We start from the raw sequence: 21,077 nt of genomic DNA on the forward strand, positions 1-21,077 counted from the left end.
TCAAGCACGACATCCTCGACGAGGCGGCCGAGGCGTCCGCCCAGGTGCCCACTGGGCAGCTTGTCGCGCTTCGCTGGCGGTGCCGGTGTACATCCCGACGATCGTCTGCCCGGACAAGCCCATGTCTAGCTGAGTGAGACATTGCTGGACCGCTGTGTAGTCCTTGAGGGTCAGGAGGGCGAGGGTGCTGGACGATACCGCCTCCCGGACGGAGCGCCCTGGCCGTGCGCCCGCGGCCACCAGCTCGGTCGTACGACTTTCGGTACGGTTCCACACCGTAACGTCGCGCCCACCCGCAAGCAGTCGATGTACCACCGCACGGCCGATGGCCCCGGTGCCAATGACCGCGACCCTCGATGCTGGCCCCTTGACTTCGATCATGATCTTACCCTAAAACATCAACCTTACTTTAGGTCAACTCGCAAAGTATGGTCATGGTCAAGCGTGAAGAGGGACCGCGAGAGTCGCGGTGAGGCCGCTGCCGGGCAACTAGCCGAGGATGAGCGGGTGGGGCTGGCCCGGTTGCGGCAGGAGACGCCGAACTGGCGTTGGAGCGTGAGGTCCTCAAGCGATCAGTGGTCCTGTGGGTCAAGGGAGTTGACGGGCCGGTGAGCGTGGCCGTTCATCGCTTCCTAGAGGACCCGAGCATGACGTGCCGCACGCGGTGGCCTGCCGGGCGCTGGGGTGTCCGAGTCGTGGTTCTAGAATGGCGTGACCGGCCGCCAATGCCCCGTGATGATCGGCGTGCCCGGCTGGCAGCCGAGGCCAGGAAGCTCTTCGATGGCTCGGGCGGCACCTACGGCAGCCCTTGTGGAGGTGCAGATCGAGCCGGCGGCCGACCGGGTGGAAGGCGACGAACTGGTCTGGGACCCTGAGCCTGGAGCCCGGAGAGAAGTGGAGCTGCGAGCTGATCATCCCGTGTTTCCACGGGCCTGCTCCCAACACGTATCTGACCTCACGCGAGTTCCAGGAGGTCTTCGACGGCGACAGGAACGACCCGGCGCATCGCTGGCGGGCTGCCGCGCCGACCCTGCAGGCGGATTACCAGGTGCTACAGGACGTTTCGAGAAGTCCGTCGACGACTTGGTGGCGCTGCGCATCCAGGCCGACCTTGGTGGCCAGGTGATGGATTTCCCGGCCGCTGGCCTGCCCTGATTCCTCGGCATGTTCGGCCGGCATTCTCTGATCACCGCCTACCAGACAGTCTGCTTCGGCCCACGCCTGACCCGCGGTGCCCTACGTACCCTCGCCAAGTATCAGGGCGACGAGGTCGATGACTTCCGGGACGAGGAGCCCGGGAAGATCATCCATGAGGTCCGGACCGGCGAGTCGCCCGGCAGTTGATGTCCGACGAGATGTTCTCGGGCTGGGGCGTGCGCACCGTGTCTACCGCCGAACGCGGCTACAACCCGATCGGCTACCACATGCGCCTGGCCGCACGACAACTCCCTGATCGCCCACGGCCTCGCCCGCTATGGATACCGCGACGAGGCCAACCGCATAATCACCGCGATGCTCGACGCCTCCCGATGTTCCGACTTCCGGCTACCCGAGGCCTTCTCCGGCTACGAACTGGAGTTCAGCCGGGTGCCCGTGCGCTACCCGACCGCCTACAACCCGCAGGCCTGGGCAAGCGGGGCTCCGCTGCTGTTTCTGCGCACGGTGTTGGGCGTCGACGCCCGCGACGGGCAACTCGTGCTGGATCCCGCGGTGCCGGAGGGCTTCGGCCGGATCCTGCTGGCCGGCACTAACGCCTTCGGCAAGCGCTGGGACATCGAAGTAACCGACTCATCGAGCGACATACGTCCCGCTCGTTGACGTCCCCGCCAGTTCACCAACGACAGGTAAGGAAGTCCCGGTCGGCCTGGTCATCGGGCCGACCAAGCGGTTCCCCTTACCCCTCGATTGCAAGGCACATCCGGCGACGGCCACGGCGTCCGCAGCCGTCCACGACGTCCCTCTGATCCGTCCGCTGTTGTTAGCCGATGGTCGCCTGGATTGATGTCAGCTGCGGATGCGATGGGCGACCCCCACACTGCCAGGGGCTCTCGAATCCGCAAGCCTGCGGTGATCGTGCGGCCAAGCGGTCACTCTCCCCAACAGTCCCCGTCAATCACCCGGCGCGACCGACCGACTGGCATGGTTCTGGCACGCTGCTCCCTCGTATGCTTGGCCGATGCCGGCCGGAGGTCGCCAGCAGGCCTGGGCCGGGCCGGCGGCTACCGCCGCCGCAATCAACTAGGGCCTGTCCTGCCGATCATGGAAGCCAGATGATGGCGGCGATGAGGACCAGGCTGGCCCGGTAGAGGGATGCGCGTTTGGCGTAGCGGGTGGCCAGGTCTCGCCACTGCTTGAGGCGGTTGAAGCAGCGTTCCACCACATTGCGCTTGCGGTAGATCGCCTTGTCGAAGGCGGGTGGTCGCCCACTGGCTCGCGTAGTGCGTGCCGGCCGCGATGCGCTTGTCGACGTTCTCGACCGCGACCGCCTTCACGTCAATGACCACCTCGTCGTCGCCGGCCACGGGGTCCGGGAAGTCCTCGTAGCGAGGGATGCCACCGATCTCGTGCAACACCGCGGCCTTCATCACAGCTCCCGGCTGAAGAACGCCGCGATCCGACGCTGCCACGCCGGCATGAACCGGGGAAGGCGGGCGGGCCAGTGGTTCCACCGGTGGTTCAGCGAAGGGTGAGCCGCGACGCCGGCGGGGCGCCGCGCGCGGCCGTGGACCGCCGTGCCCTGGTGTCCGGCCAGCCACTCGGCGTGCGCGGGCACTCCGGGAATGCGATGGGTCGCCCAGTGCAGCAGGCTGCCGAACGAGCGCTTGTTGGTCATCGTCGTCTCCGTCTCTCTATCGATGATAGAGAGACTTTAGCACTGATAGAGTGCCGACGGGAGGTACCGAAATTGGCGCTAGACCGACAGCGGATCGTCGCCGAGGCAGTCGCCCTGCTGGACGCCGAGGGTCTCGACGGCGTGACGACGCGCAAACTCGCCGCGCGGCTAGGTGTGCAGTCGCCGACCCTCTACTGGCATCTGCCCAACAAGGCGGCCCTGGTCACCGCGATTGCCGACGCGATCCTCGACCAGCAGTTCGGTGATATGTCACCGCCCGAGCCGGATCAGCACTGGCAGGACTGGCTAAGCGGCCTCGCCGAGCGGCTGCGCCGAGCGCTGCTCGCCCATCCGGACGGCGCCCGGGTCATCTCCGCCTCCCAGCTCTCCCTCACAATGGCAGCGATCTCCGAACTGGCCATGAGCACCCTGGTGGCACGCGGCATCCCGCTGCGACAGGCCCGCGTGATCGTTCTGACCGTCGAGCGCTTCACGGTCGGCCACGTCCTCGAAGAACAGGCCCCCCGCCCGGACGCGGACGCTCTGAAAAACTTCGACATGGCCACATTCGCCGAACAGCACCCGACCGCGGTCGCCGCCATCGCCGAATACTTCCAACCCGGTCGCACCGTGGACGACCTGTTCCGCGACTGTCTAGAGGTGGTCATCGAGGGCGCCGCGGTCAAAGCCGGGACAGTCCTCGACCGCCCACCGGGGCGACCAGGCGGCGCGTCCAGTCCAGCAACCGGATTAACTCAGGGACACTGTTGCCGACAGTGATCTGCGCGAGCCGTTGGCCATTGTGATCGACAGCGACGGCGGTGTGGCTGTGTTTGTGTGGATCGATCCCGACTACGACCATGGACCTCGTCTCCTTCACCGGATGGCGGATGAAGGTCCGGTCGGCGGACATTCCTCAGTCGGGAGGACGTGGCCTCGTTCTCCTATCAAGTCACGCCGGCCGGACCGACTCCGGTCGTGGTGGACGATTCACGAGATAGCCAACCCGGAGGCGGCAGCCACCTTAGGAGTCACTCCACGACCGGAGTCGATCTACCACCGGAAGCGGTGACCACGCCAGCGTGACACTGAGGCCACCTTAGCGGTGACGAGGCGGCACGATCTCACCGACGCGCAGTGGCAGCGGCTCGCTCCGCTGCTGCCTGCCGTGTCGAGTAACGGTCGTCCGCCGAAAGTGGAAGAAACGGCAGCTCATCGATGGGGTCCGGTGGCGGATCCGGATCGGCGCGCCGTGGCGTGACGTCCCCGCCGAGTACGCGCCCTGGCCCACCGTCTACGGCCTGTTCCGCCGCTGGCAGCGAGACGGAACCTGGGACAAGCTCCTGTCGGCGCTGCAGGCCGCCGGTGACGCGCAGGGCCGCATCGGGTGGACGGTGAGCGTGGACTCGATGACCAGCGCGCCCATCAGCACGCCGCCGCCGCCCGAAAGGACGGCCACCTGCAGAAGGAACCGCCCGGTGGGGTGCACGACGAGCCGGCCGATCACGCGCTGGGCCGTTCCCGTGGCGGGCTGACCACCAAAACGCACCTGGCCTGTGAGCAGGGCCAGAAGGTCCTAAGGAACCGTCAATCCTGGATCTCCATGTCCACGATGAGGCCGTCAGTGAAGCGGTAGACGTGCTTCACCAGTTGATCAGCGACAACAAGGCCTTGCAGCGTACGCACCACCTGGTGCACGGTGACGGTGACACGACCGTCGTCCTCGGTATGGAATGCGGTGGGCACTACGACGGGGTCTATCGCTGCCCACTGGCGCCTCCAATAGGCGCGGACCTGGTCGTGGCCGCGTACGATGCCACCCTCCCACCCGTTCGGCCACGACACGTCGGGCGCGAGCGCGGCCAGCACGGCAGGAATGTCCCGTCGGTTGAAAGCCGCGTAGAGCGACCTGAGCTGCTCATGTTGAGCTGCTGGCTCCTGGGATCCCATGCCGTGAGTTTCACGGCTCTGGTCGATCACCACCAGGCTGATCTGCCTGCGGCAGAACACACGCTCGTCGACATGTCCGAGCGTCGGCCGCGCCGATTCACCGTATCGCTGGGTAGCGCGCGGTTCACGGGTGTACGAACGTCCGGCATTCGGGCAGCGCCCTCACGCCACCATAGGCATCGTGGACGAGCTTCGGCGGCCTTGTGCTGGGTGACGGGCAGGCTCGTGGTGTAGGTGTCGGCGGTGATGCGGATGGTGGCGTGGCCGAGCTGGTGCTGGATGGTCTTGAGATCGGCGCCGGCGGTGTGGGCGAGGGTGGCGGCACCGTGCCGGAGGTCGTGCAGCCGGATCGGCGGTAGCCCGGCCCGGTCGACCAGGAGCCGCAGGCGCTGGGTGAGGTAGCCGGGATGGACGGGTAGGCCGTCGGGGCTGGTGAACACGTAGCCACTGTCGTGGCAGACCTTCCCAGCGCCGGCGCGTACGGCGCGGTGTTGGCGTTGCCGTTCGGCGTGGCGGCGCAGGATTCGTACGGTGTGCCGGTCCAGGGCGATGGTGCGGCGGCTGGTCGCGGACTTGGGTGGGCCTTCGTGGACGTCGTAGCCGGCGGTGGTGCGTTGCCGCACGACCGCTAGTTGGCGGGCTTGTAGGTCGATCTCGGTCCAGCGGAGGCCGGCGGCTTCGCCGCGGCGTAGGCCGCGTAGGGCGACAAGCCACCACAGGGCGAATAGGTTGTCGTCGCGGACGTAGTCGAGGAACGCGGCGAGCTGGGCCGGGTCCACACCGCGACGGACGGCCGCTGGCCGGTGGCTTCCCACTCGGCGACCCGCGCTTCGGTCCACAGCTGCGCCAGGGGACGTTCCCGGGCGGGCAGTTCGACCCGCCGGGCCGGGTTGTCCACGAGCAGGCCCTCACGGACCGCGGCGTTGAGCGCGGTGCGCAGCGTGGTGTGAATGTGCTGCAGCGTGCAGGGTGTCTGGGGTTGTCCGGACCGGTTGCGGGTGGCGGCGATCTGCGTGAACGCCGTGTTGAGCTGCCGGGAGGTCAGCTCCCCCAGGATCAGGTGCCCGATGTAGGGGATGAGGAAGCGTTCGACGTCGCGGGTGTAGTGCATCTTCGTCGTCGGCCGGATCCGGGTCCTCGTCGACAACCAGTACCGCAACCACCTGTCGACCGTCCACGACCTGCCAGCCTGCTGCTCGCGCGACAGGACCAGGAACTCGTCGCGGGCCTTCCGCGCGGCCGCCTCCGACACGTACCCACCCCGGCGTACCCGCTCCGCCTGACCGAGCACATTGCGGGTGGAGCAGTGGAAATACCAGCTCCCGTGACCAGGCCGAGACAAGCCGGGGCAGCGTCTGCCCAGTGCGCGCCTCGTGACCGGGTCCAGGCAGCCGCACCGCTTCACGATCGCACCGAGGCTTTTCATCACTTCTCTCCCTTTGTCGATGGTGGCCACACCCTGACGCAGGGACATTGGGGCGGAAGCCACTTCCGCCCTGGTTCACGATTCTGATCGATTACGAGTGGTTTGGGACGATAAGAGTGCTGCGGTTCTGTTTGTGGTCAGGGATCGGGACGGAAGGGGTAGTAGTTTCCTGTCAGCCGTGCGCCAGAACCCATCCGAGGGTCGCGTTTCGAAGCTCGCGCGTGTTACTGACTGGTCTGCGCCGATCTTCAATGTTGATAATCGTCTCTATTTTTCGGGCGATTTTGGTCTCGCGGTTGGGCGGTAGCCTTATCGGATCGCCAATGACGACATCGGTGGTGAGGTCCTTCTCGGAGTCATGAAACGTAGAGAACTCCATGAGCACCGATGCGATCTCACCCGCCTCCAGCCCTCCCATGAACCCGCAGCTCAGATGGCCTGGCAATCGACTACGCGATCCAGCCTGCCCCGCTGGTCCCCAGGGCCAAGGCGCTGAGACGGCACGGCCCCGACGGGATCGAATCCCGTCGGGGCCGCCCGAGCTAATGGGTCGACGGAATGCGGTTCAGCCGACGGTTATGAGGCCGATGTCGAGGATCGCTTCGCCGCCCTCCGCGATATTTACCGGATCACTCTGTGCCGTCATGTAGTCCGAGGAATCGTATGTGACCTGTACGTCGGAGTCGGTGGCGTCGTCGCCGACGTCCGGCGTAGTGAAGCGGTATGAGCCCCCAGTGACAGCGGCCTCAACTTGATACTGGCCGGCGTGCACCGGCATCCGGTACGTGCCGTCGGCATTCACCGATACGCTGACTGGGGCATTGGCGTCCGCCGGCAGGAGGGAGACGCTGAGCTGGTCCAGTTCTGGCGTGTTGCTCTCCTCGGCGTCCCGCTGGCCGTTCTGGTCGGCGTCGAGCCAGACCCGCCCGCTGATGTACGCAGGGGTTCCGTATTCGAAGCCACCCTCGTACACGCTGCGGGCCGGGTCCTCGTCGGGGATGCTGGTGGAGAGCGTCACGGTAACCGGCAGCCGTTCTCCGGGCTGGCCGCCTGCGGGCACTCTCCCGCTGAAGGAGAGGACCGGCGTCATCGCGCCGACCGCGAGGGGGCCGTTGACGCAGTCCCACTCCTGACCGTCCACGATGGTGCTGCACTGCCAGGACGGGTCGGACTGGTTACCCACGCCTCCAAACAGGCCGGGCGCGGCGACGACGTGGGCCCGTACGTCGTCGGCGGCGATGTTGCCGGCGTTGCCGAACCGCATCGGGTACTTGACCCAGTCGCCCTCGATCACCTGGTAGCCGGGGATTGGTACGGCGCTCTCGACGTACAGGTCCGGGTAGACGATGCTCGCGTCGTAGGTTACCGACTGACTGTCGAAGTTGTTCTTGGTGGACGACTCGCGGCTGGTGGTCGTACCGATCGCGGTGATGGCCACCGACTGGCCGTCGCTGCCCTCGCTGAGCCGGATCGGGAGGCTGAGCGGGGTCGCGCTCTCCCCGGCCGCCAGGGCAGGGTGGGTGCACTGGATTGGCTGGCCCAGGACGCACTGCCAGGGCGAATCCGTGGCGAGGCCCTCGCCGGAGATGGGGGCGGGAGTCTCGATCGTCAACGCGATGCCGTCCGCGATCGCGGCCCCCGCGTTCGCGACGTGGATGTCAGCGGTGACGAGCTTGCCGTTCAGCGGGATCCGCGTGGGGCTGACAGTGAGATCGATGGAGAGATCCGCCCGGTTCAGGGCGGCTGACGCGGGTACGGCGGTGGCCACCGCGCCGAGACTGGCGGATAGGGCGATCAGCGCGAGGGACGCGCCTGGGCGTCGCCGGAGGATGGACATGCAACTCCCTGGTTCGAGGGGGTGCCTGGTGCGTTCGACACCTCTCGGACAGGCCGGTTTGATCGAAAGATCAACACCGGCTATACCGAATATAGCGACACGCCGATCCAGAACGTCACACCGGTCGATGTGCCGACGTTGTGCTGATCCACCAGCTACGACGGAGTTGGCCCCTATGAGACCCACTTGGACTCGACCGCCTATCCGCGCCAGATCGGTACCGTGTCGACGGCGACCGGCACCCGCAGTGGTATGGGCGGCCCCGCGCCAACGTGCGGTCCCGCACCTATGCCTACCGCTCGCGGGCCCCGATTCCTGCCGACCCCGTCGAAGGTGAGGTCGACGAAGGACTTCTTGTCCTCGGCTGCCCACGCCGCGGTCAGTTCCCACCGCCCGGACCCGGGCGCGGTGTCCTGACTGAGATCGATGATGCCCTCGACCTGGTGGCCAGCGAACATGTACTTGACGTCGTCGCCGTAGAACTCGCCGGAATCGGTGAACTCCAGGCGATCGCCCTGGCTGCCGCGCCATACGCCGACAATCGTAGGCGCGGACAGATCGGCCCATCTGGACGTGTCGGGACCGGGAGCCAGGACCTCACCGAGCGTGCAGCCCGTCAGGGTCAGCAGTACACCGAGGTACGCCACAACCCGCCGCATGGCTGGGAGTTTAGGCGGTTGCGGCCGACCGGAGGGGCCGCGTCACGGTGCGGCTACCGGTAGCCCGTGCCTACGCCGGCCACACCGACAGCTCAGGATCGTCCACCACTACGTACATCAAAGCCGATCTACATGCCGTCGCTGACGCCCTGTCGGCGATGACCGGCCAACTGCACCCACTCGGCACGATGGGAGGGACCTCGGGCGTCTGGCCCGATAACCAATGGCCATTGCCGATACCGGAAAGCCGGGACCTTAGCAACCGAGGGTTGCGGGAGAGCGATGATCCGCGTGGTCGGCGCGTTTGGTCTGGTCCTGGTCGTCGCGGGGTTCCTCCGCATGGTTCGGTCACGCCGTGGCGGCGAGGCCTTCTGCCCCGCTGCCGGCTCATGGTTGCGGTCGGATTCTGCTAGGTTGACCGCCGTGGCCGTCGTACGGGCGTTCGAGGACGACGAATACTCTCCTGAATATGGACTCGTCGTCCTGCGGGACCCGGACGGGCCGGGGGAGTCGGGCGACGATCAGGAGCTACCGCGCGACTGTGGGCGTGAAGATGAGCCGGTTGGCACGTTCGCCGGAGCCGGCTTCGGCTGGATCACCTGTCAGGCTGGCGACGGGTATCACGTGGTGCGGCTGGAGCTGCACGATGGTCCGCCTCCAGCTGACCCCGCAGGCTTCGACGAGGTGCTGGAGACGCCCTATCGCGCGAGTTCCGGTGGGTTGTCGTTGACAGTGCTGACCGGCGGCGGCGGTCCGGTTGACCTCGAGCTGGGCGGCGCCGGCTGCTACCGGGTCCGGGTGGCACGCCGCCGAGGCGACACCGAGGACGGGTTCGGGGACCGCTGGTTGCTGCGGTTCTGGCGGGATGAGGCACCTGAGCCGCCGGTCTGGCTGGCGCGTGCCCGGCCCGCCGTCGGCCCGGGTTACAACGGCTGGCAGTCCGAGCTGCAGTACGAACCGATGGAGCTGGCTGCCATCGTCAACGCCGCCGCCCGTGAGCATGGCGGGCCGGTGACCGCGGAGCACATCGACGACTGGGGCCGTGAGCATTCGCGCCCGCAGGGTTGGCTCGACGCGCCGTTGTGGCAACCGCCGCGGGAGCCGTTGACTACCGGCCACGCCGATCTCGACCAGCGCAACGCTGCCCAGCGCGCGGAGGTGGTGGCTCGACTGGCCGGGCAGCAGCGCCGGCTTGACGAGATCGCTGCCGAGCTGGGCGTGCCGCCGGTGCGCCGCAAGCGCGACGTGCTGCCGCTACTGGCGGCCGCCGGCATCCTGGTTCGCGAGGGCCCGGACGGTTACCGCGCCGGGCGGCCGGCCCGGGTGGACACAGTGCTGTCGTTGCCGCCCGACCGGGTCCGGGCCGTCCGGCTGCAGGACGCCCGCAGCCGGTACGGCCGCCTGGCCGAGGATCTCCATGCGGTGCTGAGGTGGGCATCCCGGGCACCGCTGGAGACCACGGCCGCCGAGCTGGCCGAGCGGCTGCTGGTGAGCGAGGCAGCGCTGCACGACGGGCTGGCCTTCGCGGAGCGGACCGGGCTGCTGCACGCCGACGGCGAGGAGCCACTGCGACTGTGGCTGGGCCGACGCCCGAAACCGGCGCCGACCGCGCCAGCCGCGCCGACCGCGCCAGCCGCGCCGACCGCGCGGCGGACACCGAGCAGGATGTCGGTGGCCCCGCCGATGTTGTCCGGTCCGGCGCAGAATGCGGGCGGCCCGCCGACTCGAAGCTTTCTGTCAAGCGCGGCGGGGCGGTTGGCGGGCGACGCAATGGACAGTCGCGGGCTGCGAGTGATGTTCCCGCAGCGTAACCGGGAGGAGCCGCCCGGCCCGCCGTTCGGCGCGCCGCCACGGGCCGGGGTCATCGAGGCGAACGGCACCGTGGTCACGTGGCGCGACGGCGCGCGGGTGGACCTGGCCCGACTCGAAGCCGCCCGCTGGAGCCGGGCACTCCAAACCCGGCACGGTGTGCTTGTGCTGAGCGACGGGCACCCGGCCCGGTTGGTTTCCGCGGCCGGCGAGGTAACCGAGATCGACGACGTGCGGATGCCGGGCGTCGTGCTGCTGGGCGACGGCCGGCGGGTGGCGGTGGTCGACAGCGAACATCGCCGGCGGGTGTCGCGGTACCGGCTGCGGGTGATCGACCTTGCCGGCGGCCCAGTGGAGACCATGCCGTGGCCGGACGACCGGGGGATCAGCCTTGTCGGGGCGTACCGCGACACGGTCTTCTTTGCCGACCACCAGGCCCGCTGGGCCACAATGCGGTGGACGTCGGGCACTGATCCGAAGCGGTGCGCGCACCCGGTGCAGCAGGTCGACCCGCTCACCGGCATCGGCAGTGCGCGGATGGCGGAGGGGGTCACCGTGGTCCGGCAGGACGGGACGACGGTGACGATGCCGGTCGACCTGACGGCCCGACTCGCGCCCGGCGGTGACCGGCTGTGGATGGTACGCACCAAACCGCCAGCGCTTACGCTGTTCCAGATCGAGCCCGGAGCTACGCTGCAGCCGCAGGTGTGGTGGTTGCCTGAGGACCGCCGGGGATCCCCACACAGGACGTATCGGGAGCCGGTCTGGGAGGACACCGGACACCTGCTGTTCGGCTACCACCCCTGGCACGTTTCGCGCGAACCCGCGAGCGGAATACGGCTGTCGGTACGCGACGGCGCGGTCGAGCGCCTCCCCGCGGTCGGCTCATCCGGACGGTCAGTGACGTTCGTCGAGCCGCTGTTGACGCCGTAGCCGTTGCACAAGGACGCCAAGAGTAGCTCCGCCGAGCTCGCACGGGTCCGGGACCACCTCATAAATCCGATCGTTTGGAGTTCAAGGGGTCGTCGTTTCGAATCCGGCCGTCCCAACAAGGTGAAACAGCAGTTCAGAGGGCTGGTCCGAAACATCGGACCAGCCTTTCCGGCTTTCGCCGTCCGCTAATCAGTCCCCGAAGGTGCGTCGTCCCTGGCGCCGGCCGCAGCGCGACCGGTCCGCGAATGGGTCGTGCTGGCTGCGGGCATCGCGGCCGTCATTGGCTCGTTCATGCCCTGGGCGAAGGTCGCCGCCCCGATCTTGGGCAGTATGTCGTTGTCCGGTATGGACGGAAAGGACGGCAGGATCGTTGTTGTACTCGGCCTCGTGGTGGCTGCCTATGGCGGGTTGAGTCTGCGGCGTCAGAGCGTGCCCATCGTCGCGCCGATCTTCGCTGGCCTCGCCGCTCTCGCATTGTTCGGAATCGACGTGTGGAAGATTGTGGATCTGCGGGCGACAGAGGCGGAGATGCGGGAGAGCATGTCCGGTGAGGATGATCCGCTGGGGATCGGCAAGGCAATCAGCGCGCCGCCACCCAGGTGAGCGTCGGTGCCGGGCTTTGGCTGCTGACGCTCGCTGGACTGGTGGGCGCCGCCACCACAGCGCTGATCATGCTCTGCCGTTACCGCGCCGCTGCCAAATGATGTGACAGTTGCAGATGGCGTCGCCGGCGGCATGCCTGGTGACCTGCCCACTTCAAGCCCGGGCGGGAAAAGCAGCTCCGGCCCCGGGTTGTTGTGCCAGCGCGAAGGCCGATGTGGAGCTGCACGAGTTGGTACTCTTCGAAGCGTCCGCCGTAGTCGGTATTCTCCTCTTCCCAGCCGGCCAGCTCGAGCCCACATGCGCCGCGCTCGGATCACACCCGGATCCAGTTGCCGCAGTTGCGGGACGTGAACATCTCGTCGGAGGACCGGATCGTCACCATCACCTTCTTCGCGGAGGTGATGAAGTTGTTGGCCCTGATTTTTCGTTGGCGCCGGTCCGTTCCCAGTAGTAGTCCCCCCACCCTGCCGCCGTTGAGGTGTGTGATCGTCTGGTAGGTGCCGGGCTTGACCTTCCGCGCCGACCTCATCACCTACCGCGTCAAGGATTACGTGCACGACGAGGTCAGCCAGGCCAAGGAGGTCTCTCGTGTCACGGCTTCGTCGTCCAATGACCGGCCTCCGGGTGGCCCGTGCTCCCAGAGCGGATTGGCCTCGCCAGCTTTGTCAAAATACCGAGATCGGGGCCTCGCATGGGCAATGATCGCTCCAGTCCGACGTCGTAACGAGCACGAAGCCAGCGGCAATGGCTCCGATGACTGCGCCCACGGCCCACGCCGTGAGCATTCCCGCCAGGGTCCTGTCTCGGTGACCTCGTGCTGAACGGCGGAGTGCGAGGCCAAGCGTGACTACTGATCCGACTACACCGGTCAGGACCGACAGGCCCACCGCGGCTGCGGCGCGGTCGGCCGGGTCTTCGGGGTCGAGCAGGAATACGCCAAGGAAGACGAGGGTGGCGAGGGCGTGCCCTGCCAGGCCGTATGCGATTCCGCGGCGAGGTGACGGAGCGCCGACGTGGGCTGATCCAGCCGCGTCCATCACGTCAAGACGGTACATGGCGGCGACCGTGGCGGTGGGACGGACAGAGCGCTTCCTGTGATTGTGATCCGACAACTGATCCGCGACACTCGTCCGCCACCTGAGGTGCGATAGATCCAGCGACCTAATAGGGCCTCGCATGTGCCTGACCGTGGTCCGCTTACCAGCCCCGTGGTTAGTCGATCCTAGGCGGGGTACGCACTCGGGCAGGCGTGTGTAGGCCCTGAGCGTTCTTGCCGACCTATGGAGGGGAAGAACGGTGTCACACGAGTACCGCAAGAGCCCCGAGGCAGTTTCTCGGCTGTCGCCAGAGCAATACCGAGTCACTCAGGAAGCGGGGACGGAGCCGGCCTTCAACAACGCCTACTGGGACAACGAGGAGCCGGGGATCTACGTCGACGTCGTGTCGGGTGAACCTCTGTTCGCTTCCGTCAATAAGTACGACAGCGGCACCGGCTGGCCGACCTTCACCAGGCCGATCGAATCGAAGAACGTGGTCGAGGTCCGAGAGTCGAGCCACGCCATGTTCGGCACCGAGGTCCGGTCGGCGCACGGGGACAGCCACCTGGGCCACGTGTTCGACGACGGTCCCCCAGAAACGGGCGGACTTCGTTACTGCATGAACTCGGCGGCGCTCCGGTTCATCCCACGCGACGACCTCGAGCGCGAAGGCTACGGCGAGTACCGCAGAATTTTCGAGCACCCGGACGGGGAGCGACGATGACAGAGACGACCGAGAAGGCGATCCTGGCCGGCGGCTGCTTCTGGGCCATGGAAGACCTCATTCGGAAACACCCGGGCGTCGTCGACACCAGGGTCGGATACACCGGCGGAGACGTGCCGAACGCGACGTATCGGAACCATGGATCCCACGCCGAGGCGGTCGAGGTCGTCTTCGACCCCGCGAAACTGGCCTACCGAGAGCTTCTCGAGTTCTTTTTCCAGGCCCACGACCCCACAACGAAGAATCGCCAGGGCAACGACGTGGGAACCAGCTACCGGTCGGCCATCTTCTATTGCGACGAGCAGCAGCGAAAGGTCGCCGAAGAGACGATCGCCGACGTCGACGCCTCCGGCCTGTGGCCGGGCAAGGTGGTCACCGAGGTCACCCCCGCCGGCCCCTTCTGGGAGGCCGAGCCCGAACACCAGGACTACCTGGAGCGAAATCCCGGGGGTTACACGTGCCACTACGTCCGGCCGAACTGGAAGCTTCCCCCTCGCAACGAGAACGCGAGTTAGCGCGGGTAGGTGTAGACGCCCTGCCGGGAAGCTGCCGACGGGTGGATCTACCAGGCAGAACAGGTTGGTCACCGGGGAGCGAGACCTTGATCATTCCGTACCTGTTCCGGATCTTGTGACACGGCCTGACTGCCCGCTTACAAGAGGAACATGCCGCTGGCGCGCCACCCCGGCTGCCTGGATGTGGCCAATACCCGTCCATCTCGGCGCGTGCCTACGCTACTTCCGTCTGAGCTCTTTGCAGCACGTCCGCGCTGATCCCGGACGGGTCGAGAGGTCGAGGTCGGGTGCGTCGCTGCGCGTCGGTTGACGCGGCTCGTGGAGTCCTTCCCGTGTTCTCCCGATCTGGGCCCATGGTTTACGCACTGCCGCCTAAAATCGGGTAAAGCCGACATAACGGGCGCTAGCTGCTGTACCTCTCTCGCAACTCTTCGGCGGTTCTGCGGTACCGGCGGCCGGCCGGCATGCCCGACGGGGACGAATCGGAAGGACAGCGGCATGAGCTACATCACCGCCAAGGACGGCACCGAGATCTATTACAAGGACTGGGGTGCGGGCCCCGTTGTCACTTTCTCCCACGGCTGGCCGCTGAACGCGGACGCGTGGGACGGCCAGATGCTCTTCCTCGTGCAGAACGGTTTCCGGGTCATCGCGCACGACCGCCGTGGTCACGGCCGGTCAAGCCAGGCCTCCGGCGGCAACGACATGAACGGCTACGCCGACGACCTCGCGGCGGTCATCGAGGCGCTCGACCTCACCGACGTCACACTGATCGGGCACTCGACCGGCGGTGGTGAGGTCGCGCGCTACATCGGCCGCCACGGGACGAGACGGGTCGCCAAAGCCGTCCTCATCTCCGCCGTGCCGCCGATCATGGTGCAGACGCCGGACAACCCCGAGGGCCTACCCATCGCCGTCTTCGACGAGATGCGCGCCAACCTGATGAAGGACCGGTCGCAGTTTTACCAGGACCTGGCGCAGATGTTCTACGGCGCCAACCGGCAGGGGGCGAAGGTCTCGAAGGGGATTCTCGACCAGTTCTGGCTGTGGAGCATGCAGGCCGGCCTGTTGAACGCGTACGAGAGCATCAAGGCCTTCTCCGAGACCGACTTCCGCGACGATCTCGCCAAGTTCGACATCCCCACCCTGGTGCTGCACGGCGAGGACGACCAGATAGTCCCGGTCAAGGACTCGGCGAGGAAGACGGCTCAGCTCATCGCGAACGCCAAGGACATCTACTACCCGGGCGCGCCGCACGGCATCACGTCCACCCTCCAGGACCAGGTCAACGGTGATCTGCTCGCGTTCCTGAGGAGTTGACCGAGGCGACATGGCCGTTGGGTTCCCGAGCTGGCCAGACCAGGCCCCCGCCCCCTCGACGCCTCGCTTACAAGGAAGATGCCCCTGGCGGGGCGCCTGCGGGTACGTCGCTGCCGGCCTGTAGCGGCGTGTTTGCAGTTGGACCGGCCATGACACCACCTCGCCGCCGCGATCGTGAGCGGCTCATTGGCGTGCTCGTGCCGGCCCCGCTTCCCGGCCGTCCGCGACCCCGCCAGGTCCCCATGCCGGTGCTACCCGCACGGCGTCCGCCAGCAATCGCCTGCGGGCCACATCAGCATCGATCCGCGCGCCGGGATGTTGGTTGTCGCCTCGGCGCTGGCCGGGCCGCAGGTGGTGGGCAGCCAGGGGGAGTTGCCCGCTATCGGCGAGCGCGCGGCGGATGTGCGGGATCGTGCCTGGGCAGCCGCTGCTGCTGGCCGCCCTGGTCGCTCATGACGTGCTGGTGATTCATCCGGCCGGGACCGCGTCGTGCGGCTGCTGGCTGACCTGCATGCCCAGCTGATCTGAGGCGGTAGTGACAGCTGATCCTGCCCGTGTCGCCGCTGCCCAGCAGCTGCTGGCTCACCTCGGCGTCACCCTCGCCGATCTGCAGGCCGATCCCGGCCCGAGCCTGCCGACCCTCGCTGAGTACCTGCCCCAGGTCATCGCGGCGGCCGGACCGGGCGCCGGTCGCACCTACGGAACCAACTGGAACCGCATGGCCGCCGCCTGGGGTGACCTCTGCTTGGATGCCATCGCGGCCAGCGACATCGAGGCCATGCAACGACAGATCGCCGCGACGGCCCGGTCACGGCGTAACAGCCGCAGCGGCCGTCACGCCGGTGAGCACGTCATCGCCGCCGCCCGCGCCATCTACAACCGGGCCATCGCCGACGGGCTGATCGACGCTGCAGCCAGCCCCGCCCACCGGGTGGTGGCGATTGGTTAACTTTCTTGTCAAGTCGGTGCCGGGTTGCCGGGCGGGACCGGCCCGTCCGGCCCGCGGCCGGTCATCGGTAGACGCGGACGTAGTCCATAAGCATCCGGGATGGGAACGGCATTGACGCGTCGGGCGGGCGTGGCCAGTCGCCGCCCACCTCAGGTTGCGGATCAGGTCGAAGGGTGGTCGAAGACCCCTGAGCCGCGCGTCGCCTCCACCGTGTCCTTGCCGGCGTAGAACACCTCGGTGTTGTCTACTAGAAAGCGCATCCCCGGCTGTCCGGCTCCACGGCGTACACCTGTTAGTCGGTCGCCCGCGGCGTCCAGCTTGAGCTGCCCGAAACCGGCTTCCGCACCGCCAACGCCGCCGACTCCACCGGCACCGTCAGTTGCTGCGGCCCCACACCGATCAGCTAGATCGCCAGCGGCCTCGCCGCCGGCATGTCTGGCGGCCTGGTGGCCGCGCTGCTGAACCTCATCAGCCGCCGTACCTTGGCAACCGCCCAGATCGGCGGCTGCTGCGGCGATGACCAACGCTGCGGATGGTGCCGCCGAGCCGACGCTCGGTGGGCATCACACCCATGGTTGGCGCGTCGTAGCGTCGTCACCCTCACCTCAAGCATCGGCTACGGCACCCTGCACTCTGCCTACCGGTCTGCTCAGCCCGATGTTCACCAGCCTCGGCGCCTCCACCGGCGCCTGGCCGCCAGCGCCCCTCCGGCGCACCGATGGCCATCCCCGTAGGGGCAGTGGCTCGACCACGGCGTGGCGACCGGGCCGGTTCAGATAGGTCCAGCGCTTTTGAAGGTAGGGCTGGGCGAGCGCGTCGCCCTGGCCCGGCTGAGCCCCCTCGATGACAACCTGCGTGGGCAGTGTCGGACTCCTACATCGCTTGGGTGCCAATCGTGGCGAGCAGCGCGAGCGCGCCGGCGTCCGATGAGCCTGATTCGGCGGTATAGACAACGAGCCGCAGGTCCGTTCCCGCGACGGTGAGGACATCGCAATCCAACGTCAGCCGGCCCACCTCTGGGTGCTCGATGGTTTTGCGGGAGGTGACGCGCTCGCTGACATCCGCCCGCTTCCACAGCTCTCGGAATCGTTCACTGGTACGCCGCAGGTCGCGCAGCAAGGCACGCAGGTCGCGATCGTTCGGGTAGCGGCCGAACGCCACGCGTAGGTCTGCCACCGCCTCCGCCTCCAGCGCCCGCCGTTCCTCGGCCGTCATCACGAAAAAGCGGTCCGGTAGTCCGGTGAAGTGACGCCAGATCATGTTGCGTTCACGCACTGGCGCGGCCGACAGGTCGCCGAGCAGCGCAGCGCCGAGCCGGTTGACGACCACGAGATGCCATGACGCGCTGAGCACCATCACCGGTACATCGGTGAGGCGGTCGAGGAGACGTTGCGCGCCGGGCGTCACGTGTGTGTTCATGCGGGCTGTCCGGGAACTGGCCTGCCCGGCGACCCGGAACAGGTGGTCGTGCTCCGCCTCGCTGAGCCGCAGGGTGCGGGACAACGCCTCCAGTACCGGCGGCGACGGGTTGCTTGCCCGTCCCTGCTCCAGGCGGGCCAGATAGTCAACGGTGAGACCGGCGAGGGTGGCGACCTCCTGCCGCCGTAGCCCAGGCGCACGGCGCCGGCCGCCCGCCGGCAGACCCACCGCAGCCGGCTTCAGCCGGTCGCGCCAGGACCGCAAGGCGCTGGCGAGTTCCTCGGCGTCCACTCGGCCATCATCGCACCGCGCCATCGGCCGGGACCGTGATCAGGGTGGACCTGCCAGTACCAGGCAACGCAGGGCTCTGGTATCGCGTGACTGGCCGCAGCATCGTCGAAGGCATCAGCACCCTCGAGACGAACAGGATTACGATCATGACCACCATCGGTTCCACGGTGACGGCCCGGGTCGCGGCTCCCCGCGCTGCGTTGTTCGACTGGTTCATCCCGATCCCGCTGCCGCGCATCCTGCTGAAGTACGGCCCGATCCCGTCGGTCGCCTCGGCCACCGGACAGACCGGCCCCTGGGACGTCGTCGGCAACAGCCGCACCGTGCACCTCGCCGACGGCCACACCGCTCGCGAGTCGGTGACGGGCTACCAGCGGTCGAGCTATTTCGCCTACCGGGTCAGCGACTTCGACAACTTCCTCGGCCGACTCGCCGCCGATGCGAACGGCCGATGGTGGTTCGCCGACGGGCCGAACGGGTCGACCGACATCACGTGGACCTACACGTTCAACGCCCATAACCGGCTCGCCGCGATAGCGTTGCTGCCCATCGTAAAGATCTTCTGGCGTGGATACATGCGCCAAGCGATCGCCACGCTAAGCGAACTCGCGGTGGCAGAGGCACAGACCTTTCGGGCGCAGACCGAAGACGATGTGAGACGTGCGCAGCTCGGGTGAGGTGTGGAAGGCCGCCTGGTGCTTCCACTCAGAAGGCGACCGGGGTGCCGAGCAGTGGGTGCGTGCCCGGCCCGGCAGGTGTTGGCGGGGCGGGCCGGGATCGTGGCCGCCGCAATCCGCCGCAAGGCCACCTACCACGGCCTGGGACCCCGGCAAACGCAAACCCGCCGATGTCCCCGCGGCGCATCTGCTGGCCAAGAAACCGCGTTGCGAGGCTCCGAGCATGCTGCGAGCGGGTCGGCGGTCCATGCGTGATCGCGAGGCGGGCGTCGCGAACGTCATGCGAGGGCAGCCTCACAGTGAACGGCGTCACATATAGGTTCGCGGTCTGGCTTTGGCGACAGGATGTCGTAATCTTGGCGACAGGTTGTCGCATAAAGGAGTGGGAGTCGTGACGAAGCGAACCCAGAAGCTGATCGTCGTAACCGGAGCCTCCACGGGCATGGGCGCGTCAGCCGCCCGCGAACTGGCTCGCCAGAGATTCCACGTCCTGGCCGGCGTGCGACGCGGCCGTGACGCCGACGCCATCCGATCGGTCGGCATCGAGCCGGTGATCCTCGACATCACCAAGTCCGAGCAGGTGGAGGCACTCGCCGCGCGGGTCGCCGCCGACCCGCGCGCGCTGCACGCGCTCGTTAACAACGCCGGCATCCAGGTGAACGGCCCGGTCGAGGCCCTGCCGATGGCGCAGTGGCGGCACACGTTCGAGGTCAACCTGTTCGGCCACATCGCCGTCACGCAGGCGCTGCTACCCGCGCTGCTGCGCAGCAAGGGTCGCGTGATCAACATCAGCTCGATCGGCGGCAAGGCTGCCCTGCCCACCTACGGCGCGTACGCCGGCGCGAAGTTCGCCCTGGAGGCGGTCAGCGACTCGCTCCGCCGGGAGGTCGCGCCGCTGGGCGTACAGGTGGTCGTGGTTGAGCCCGGCGGCGTCCGCACGGAAATGGCCGCCCGCGGGATCGCGACGGCGAACCGCCTGGCCGCCCAGATGACGCCTGAGCAGGACGAGCGCTACGGCCGCCTGGTCCAGGCGATCAACACGCTGATGGATTCGGGCACTGCATCGGGCCTGACCGCCGACGCCGCCGCCCGAGTCATTGCGAAGACCGTGACGACCCGCAGACCGCGCACCCGCTACACCATCGGCCGCGATGCTGCCCTGATCACCCGGCTGACCCGGGTGCTGTCCGACCGTACGCTCGACCGCGTCATCGCCGCCAACCTGCGCCGCCACTACCCGAAGGGAGCCACGGCATGACCGACTGCGGCCTCCAGCCGGTACACGATCACCGGCTCAGGCGCCGGGCCGTCCGGCGCCCGGCCCCGCGCTGAGCGGGAGGTGAAGCGGGGCGGGAGGCAGACGCGGGGCGAAGGACAGCCGCAGTGGGGGGAGGATGATCGGATGCCGCGGATCCGGGGAGCCAGCATTGGCGAGCACAACGAGATGGTGTGGGCCGACCTCGCCGAGGCGATGCGGCAGCTGTTGCTCGAGCGCGACTACGACTCGATCAACATGGGCCACATCGCGGCCCGGGCCGGGCTTGCGCGCAACACGTTGTACAACTACGCCCGCGACAAGAGCGCGCTGGTCCTGGCGCTGACCCAGCGGGCGGCCCGGCCCGCGATCGAGCGTGTGGCCGCGATCGCCGCGCGGTCCGGGGACCCGGCCGCGGAACGGATGCGGGAAATCATCGAGGTGGTCCTGAAGGCGTCCACGGACCCGGCCCTGCATCTGATGTTCCGGCCGGGCTCCGGCCTGCCGGTCGCGGAGGTGCCGAAGGAGCCGGACAGCCCGTTCCACGCGATCGTGGTCGAGGTGGAGAACGTCGTCCGGGACGGCATCGCGCGCGGAGAGTTCCGCGACGTCGGCGACGTGCACCTCGCGGTGGAGCTGCTGTCCGGTGTCATGCGCGCGGGCGCCGAACGCATCGGCCGGGACCCGGCCGCCTTCGCGGCCACGGTCCGCGCGGCGCGGGAGATCGTCCTCGCGTCTCTGGCCCGCCACCCGGGTTAAGGTCCGTCGCGCATCCTGGCCCGCAGTGGCGCATCTTCAGTGGCACACATACCGGCGTTGCGCCGAGTTCGATGGCAGACG

25 protein-coding genes and 2 pseudogenes are annotated in these 21,077 nt (G+C 67.8%); 13 read left to right on the forward strand and 14 right to left on the reverse strand.

Annotation, left to right across the window (positions count from 1 at the left end; translation table 11 throughout):
- On the reverse strand, positions 1-381 hold the full coding sequence (locus tag FXF52_RS44260; RefSeq protein WP_148803290.1) for an NAD(P)-binding domain-containing protein: 381 nt from the start codon (positions 379-381) through the stop codon (positions 1-3).
- A gap of 783 nt (positions 382-1,164) precedes the next feature.
- Between FXF52_RS44260 and FXF52_RS33755 the strand changes: the two genes are divergently transcribed.
- On the forward strand, positions 1,165-1,344 hold the full coding sequence (locus FXF52_RS33755; protein ID WP_148803292.1) for a hypothetical protein: 180 nt from the start codon (positions 1,165-1,167) through the stop codon (positions 1,342-1,344).
- A gap of 168 nt (positions 1,345-1,512) precedes the next feature.
- Entirely contained in the window at positions 1,513-1,818 is a 306-nt protein-coding gene (locus FXF52_RS33760; protein WP_148803293.1) for a hypothetical protein, read from the forward strand.
- Positions 1,819-2,257: 439 nt separating this feature from the next.
- Here FXF52_RS33760 and FXF52_RS33765 read toward each other — a convergent pair.
- Together FXF52_RS33765 and FXF52_RS33775 are read right to left on the reverse strand one after the other, a co-directional pair.
- Positions 2,258-2,428 (reverse strand): annotated as a pseudogene (locus FXF52_RS33765) (transposase); the annotation flags it as partial.
- A 156-nt stretch (positions 2,429-2,584) separates the two neighbouring features.
- Positions 2,585-2,833, reverse strand: coding sequence for a hypothetical protein (locus FXF52_RS33775; protein WP_148803295.1), 249 nt, complete (start codon positions 2,831-2,833; stop codon positions 2,585-2,587).
- Between the two features lie 72 nt (positions 2,834-2,905).
- Here FXF52_RS33775 and FXF52_RS33780 point away from each other — a divergent pair, with 72 nt between their 5' ends.
- On the forward strand, positions 2,906-3,613 hold the full coding sequence (locus tag FXF52_RS33780) for a TetR/AcrR family transcriptional regulator C-terminal domain-containing protein (protein WP_148803297.1): 708 nt from the start codon (positions 2,906-2,908) through the stop codon (positions 3,611-3,613).
- On the opposite strand, the gene FXF52_RS44265 is transcribed toward FXF52_RS33780, so the two are convergent.
- Positions 3,516-3,746, reverse strand: coding sequence for a transposase (locus FXF52_RS44265; protein ID WP_370518063.1), 231 nt, complete (start codon positions 3,744-3,746; stop codon positions 3,516-3,518). The two genes, FXF52_RS33780 and FXF52_RS44265, sit on opposite strands and share 98 nt — an antisense overlap.
- Before the next feature lie 192 nt (positions 3,747-3,938).
- Here FXF52_RS44265 and FXF52_RS33785 point away from each other — a divergent pair.
- Positions 3,939-4,412: pseudogene (locus FXF52_RS33785) on the forward strand (IS5 family transposase); the annotation flags it as partial.
- An 8-nt stretch (positions 4,413-4,420) separates the two neighbouring features.
- On the opposite strand, the gene FXF52_RS33790 reads toward FXF52_RS33785, so the two are convergent.
- The 6 genes from FXF52_RS33790 to FXF52_RS42060 all read right to left on the reverse strand — a co-directional run bounded on the left by FXF52_RS33790 (position 4,421) and on the right by FXF52_RS42060 (position 8,705).
- A complete protein-coding gene (locus tag FXF52_RS33790) occupies positions 4,421-4,816 on the reverse strand; it encodes a nuclear transport factor 2 family protein (RefSeq protein ID WP_255472629.1) in 396 nt (131 codons plus the stop codon).
- Entirely contained in the window at positions 4,810-5,502 is a 693-nt protein-coding gene (locus tag FXF52_RS43505) for a site-specific integrase (protein ID WP_255472636.1), read from the reverse strand. The genes FXF52_RS33790 and FXF52_RS43505 overlap by 7 nt, the downstream gene beginning before the upstream one ends.
- Entirely contained in the window at positions 5,412-6,125 is a 714-nt protein-coding gene (locus tag FXF52_RS43510) for a hypothetical protein (RefSeq protein ID WP_255472630.1), read from the reverse strand. The genes FXF52_RS43505 and FXF52_RS43510 overlap by 91 nt, the downstream gene beginning before the upstream one ends.
- Positions 6,126-6,381: 256 nt before the next feature.
- Positions 6,382-6,627, reverse strand: a complete 246-nt coding sequence (locus tag FXF52_RS33800; protein WP_148803299.1) for a hypothetical protein — start codon at positions 6,625-6,627, stop codon at positions 6,382-6,384.
- 147 nt (positions 6,628-6,774) lie between these two features.
- On the reverse strand, positions 6,775-8,046 hold the full coding sequence (locus FXF52_RS33805; RefSeq protein ID WP_187413880.1) for an SdrD B-like domain-containing protein: 1,272 nt from the start codon (positions 8,044-8,046) through the stop codon (positions 6,775-6,777).
- Between the two features lie 200 nt (positions 8,047-8,246).
- Complete coding sequence (locus FXF52_RS42060; protein ID WP_187413881.1) at positions 8,247-8,705, reverse strand: hypothetical protein; 459 nt, start codon at positions 8,703-8,705, stop codon at positions 8,247-8,249.
- Between the two features lie 423 nt (positions 8,706-9,128).
- On the opposite strand from FXF52_RS42060, the gene FXF52_RS33810 reads away from it, so the two are divergent.
- On the forward strand, positions 9,129-11,447 hold the full coding sequence (locus tag FXF52_RS33810) for a hypothetical protein (RefSeq protein WP_148803303.1): 2,319 nt from the start codon (positions 9,129-9,131) through the stop codon (positions 11,445-11,447).
- Between the two features lie 252 nt (positions 11,448-11,699).
- Positions 11,700-12,050 (forward strand): hypothetical protein, encoded by a 351-nt coding sequence (locus FXF52_RS33815; RefSeq protein WP_148803306.1) that lies wholly within the window; start codon positions 11,700-11,702, stop codon positions 12,048-12,050.
- Positions 12,051-12,363: 313 nt separating this feature from the next.
- Here the strand turns inward: FXF52_RS33815 and FXF52_RS33820 are convergent, their stop codons facing one another.
- Both FXF52_RS33820 and FXF52_RS33825 read right to left on the reverse strand, forming a co-directional pair.
- Positions 12,364-12,579, reverse strand: coding sequence for a hypothetical protein (locus tag FXF52_RS33820; RefSeq protein WP_148803308.1), 216 nt, complete (start codon positions 12,577-12,579; stop codon positions 12,364-12,366).
- 136 nt (positions 12,580-12,715) lie between these two features.
- Positions 12,716-13,105 (reverse strand): urate hydroxylase PuuD, encoded by a 390-nt coding sequence (locus tag FXF52_RS33825; protein WP_148803310.1) that lies wholly within the window; start codon positions 13,103-13,105, stop codon positions 12,716-12,718.
- Positions 13,106-13,346: 241 nt separating this feature from the next.
- Here FXF52_RS33825 and msrB point away from each other — a divergent pair, with 241 nt between their 5' ends.
- The 4 genes from msrB (at position 13,347) to FXF52_RS33845 (ending at position 16,595) form a co-directional block, all read left to right on the forward strand.
- A complete protein-coding gene (msrB, locus tag FXF52_RS33830) occupies positions 13,347-13,811 on the forward strand; it encodes a peptide-methionine (R)-S-oxide reductase MsrB (RefSeq protein WP_148803312.1) in 465 nt (154 codons plus the stop codon).
- Complete coding sequence (gene msrA, locus FXF52_RS33835) at positions 13,808-14,326, forward strand: peptide-methionine (S)-S-oxide reductase MsrA (protein WP_148803314.1); 519 nt, start codon at positions 13,808-13,810, stop codon at positions 14,324-14,326. The genes msrB and msrA overlap by 4 nt, the downstream gene beginning before the upstream one ends.
- A 498-nt stretch (positions 14,327-14,824) precedes the next feature.
- The gene (locus tag FXF52_RS33840) at positions 14,825-15,646 is read left to right on the forward strand and encodes an alpha/beta fold hydrolase (protein WP_148803316.1); all 822 of its coding nucleotides are present in this window, start codon (positions 14,825-14,827) and stop codon (positions 15,644-15,646) included.
- A 535-nt stretch (positions 15,647-16,181) separates the two neighbouring features.
- The gene (locus FXF52_RS33845) at positions 16,182-16,595 is read left to right on the forward strand and encodes an integrase (protein ID WP_148803318.1); all 414 of its coding nucleotides are present in this window, start codon (positions 16,182-16,184) and stop codon (positions 16,593-16,595) included.
- A gap of 161 nt (positions 16,596-16,756) precedes the next feature.
- On the opposite strand, the gene FXF52_RS33855 is transcribed toward FXF52_RS33845, so the two are convergent.
- A complete protein-coding gene (locus FXF52_RS33855) occupies positions 16,757-17,119 on the reverse strand; it encodes a hypothetical protein (RefSeq protein ID WP_148803320.1) in 363 nt (120 codons plus the stop codon).
- Between the two features lie 349 nt (positions 17,120-17,468).
- The gene (locus FXF52_RS33860) at positions 17,469-18,305 is read right to left on the reverse strand and encodes a helix-turn-helix transcriptional regulator (RefSeq protein ID WP_255472632.1); all 837 of its coding nucleotides are present in this window, start codon (positions 18,303-18,305) and stop codon (positions 17,469-17,471) included.
- Between the two features lie 44 nt (positions 18,306-18,349).
- On the opposite strand from FXF52_RS33860, the gene FXF52_RS33865 reads away from it, so the two are divergent.
- The 3 genes from FXF52_RS33865 (at position 18,350) to FXF52_RS33875 (ending at position 20,996) form a co-directional block, all read left to right on the forward strand.
- Positions 18,350-18,982, forward strand: a complete 633-nt coding sequence (locus FXF52_RS33865; protein WP_148803324.1) for an SRPBCC family protein — start codon at positions 18,350-18,352, stop codon at positions 18,980-18,982.
- 391 nt (positions 18,983-19,373) lie between these two features.
- Positions 19,374-20,240 (forward strand): SDR family oxidoreductase, encoded by an 867-nt coding sequence (locus FXF52_RS33870; RefSeq protein WP_148803326.1) that lies wholly within the window; start codon positions 19,374-19,376, stop codon positions 20,238-20,240.
- A gap of 144 nt (positions 20,241-20,384) precedes the next feature.
- Positions 20,385-20,996 (forward strand): TetR/AcrR family transcriptional regulator, encoded by a 612-nt coding sequence (locus FXF52_RS33875; RefSeq protein WP_148803328.1) that lies wholly within the window; start codon positions 20,385-20,387, stop codon positions 20,994-20,996.
- The last annotated feature ends 81 nt before the right edge of the window (positions 20,997-21,077 follow it).

Source organism: Micromonospora sp. MP36 (assembly GCF_008119785.1).
Taxonomy (GTDB): Bacteria; Actinomycetota; Actinomycetes; order Mycobacteriales; family Micromonosporaceae; genus Micromonospora.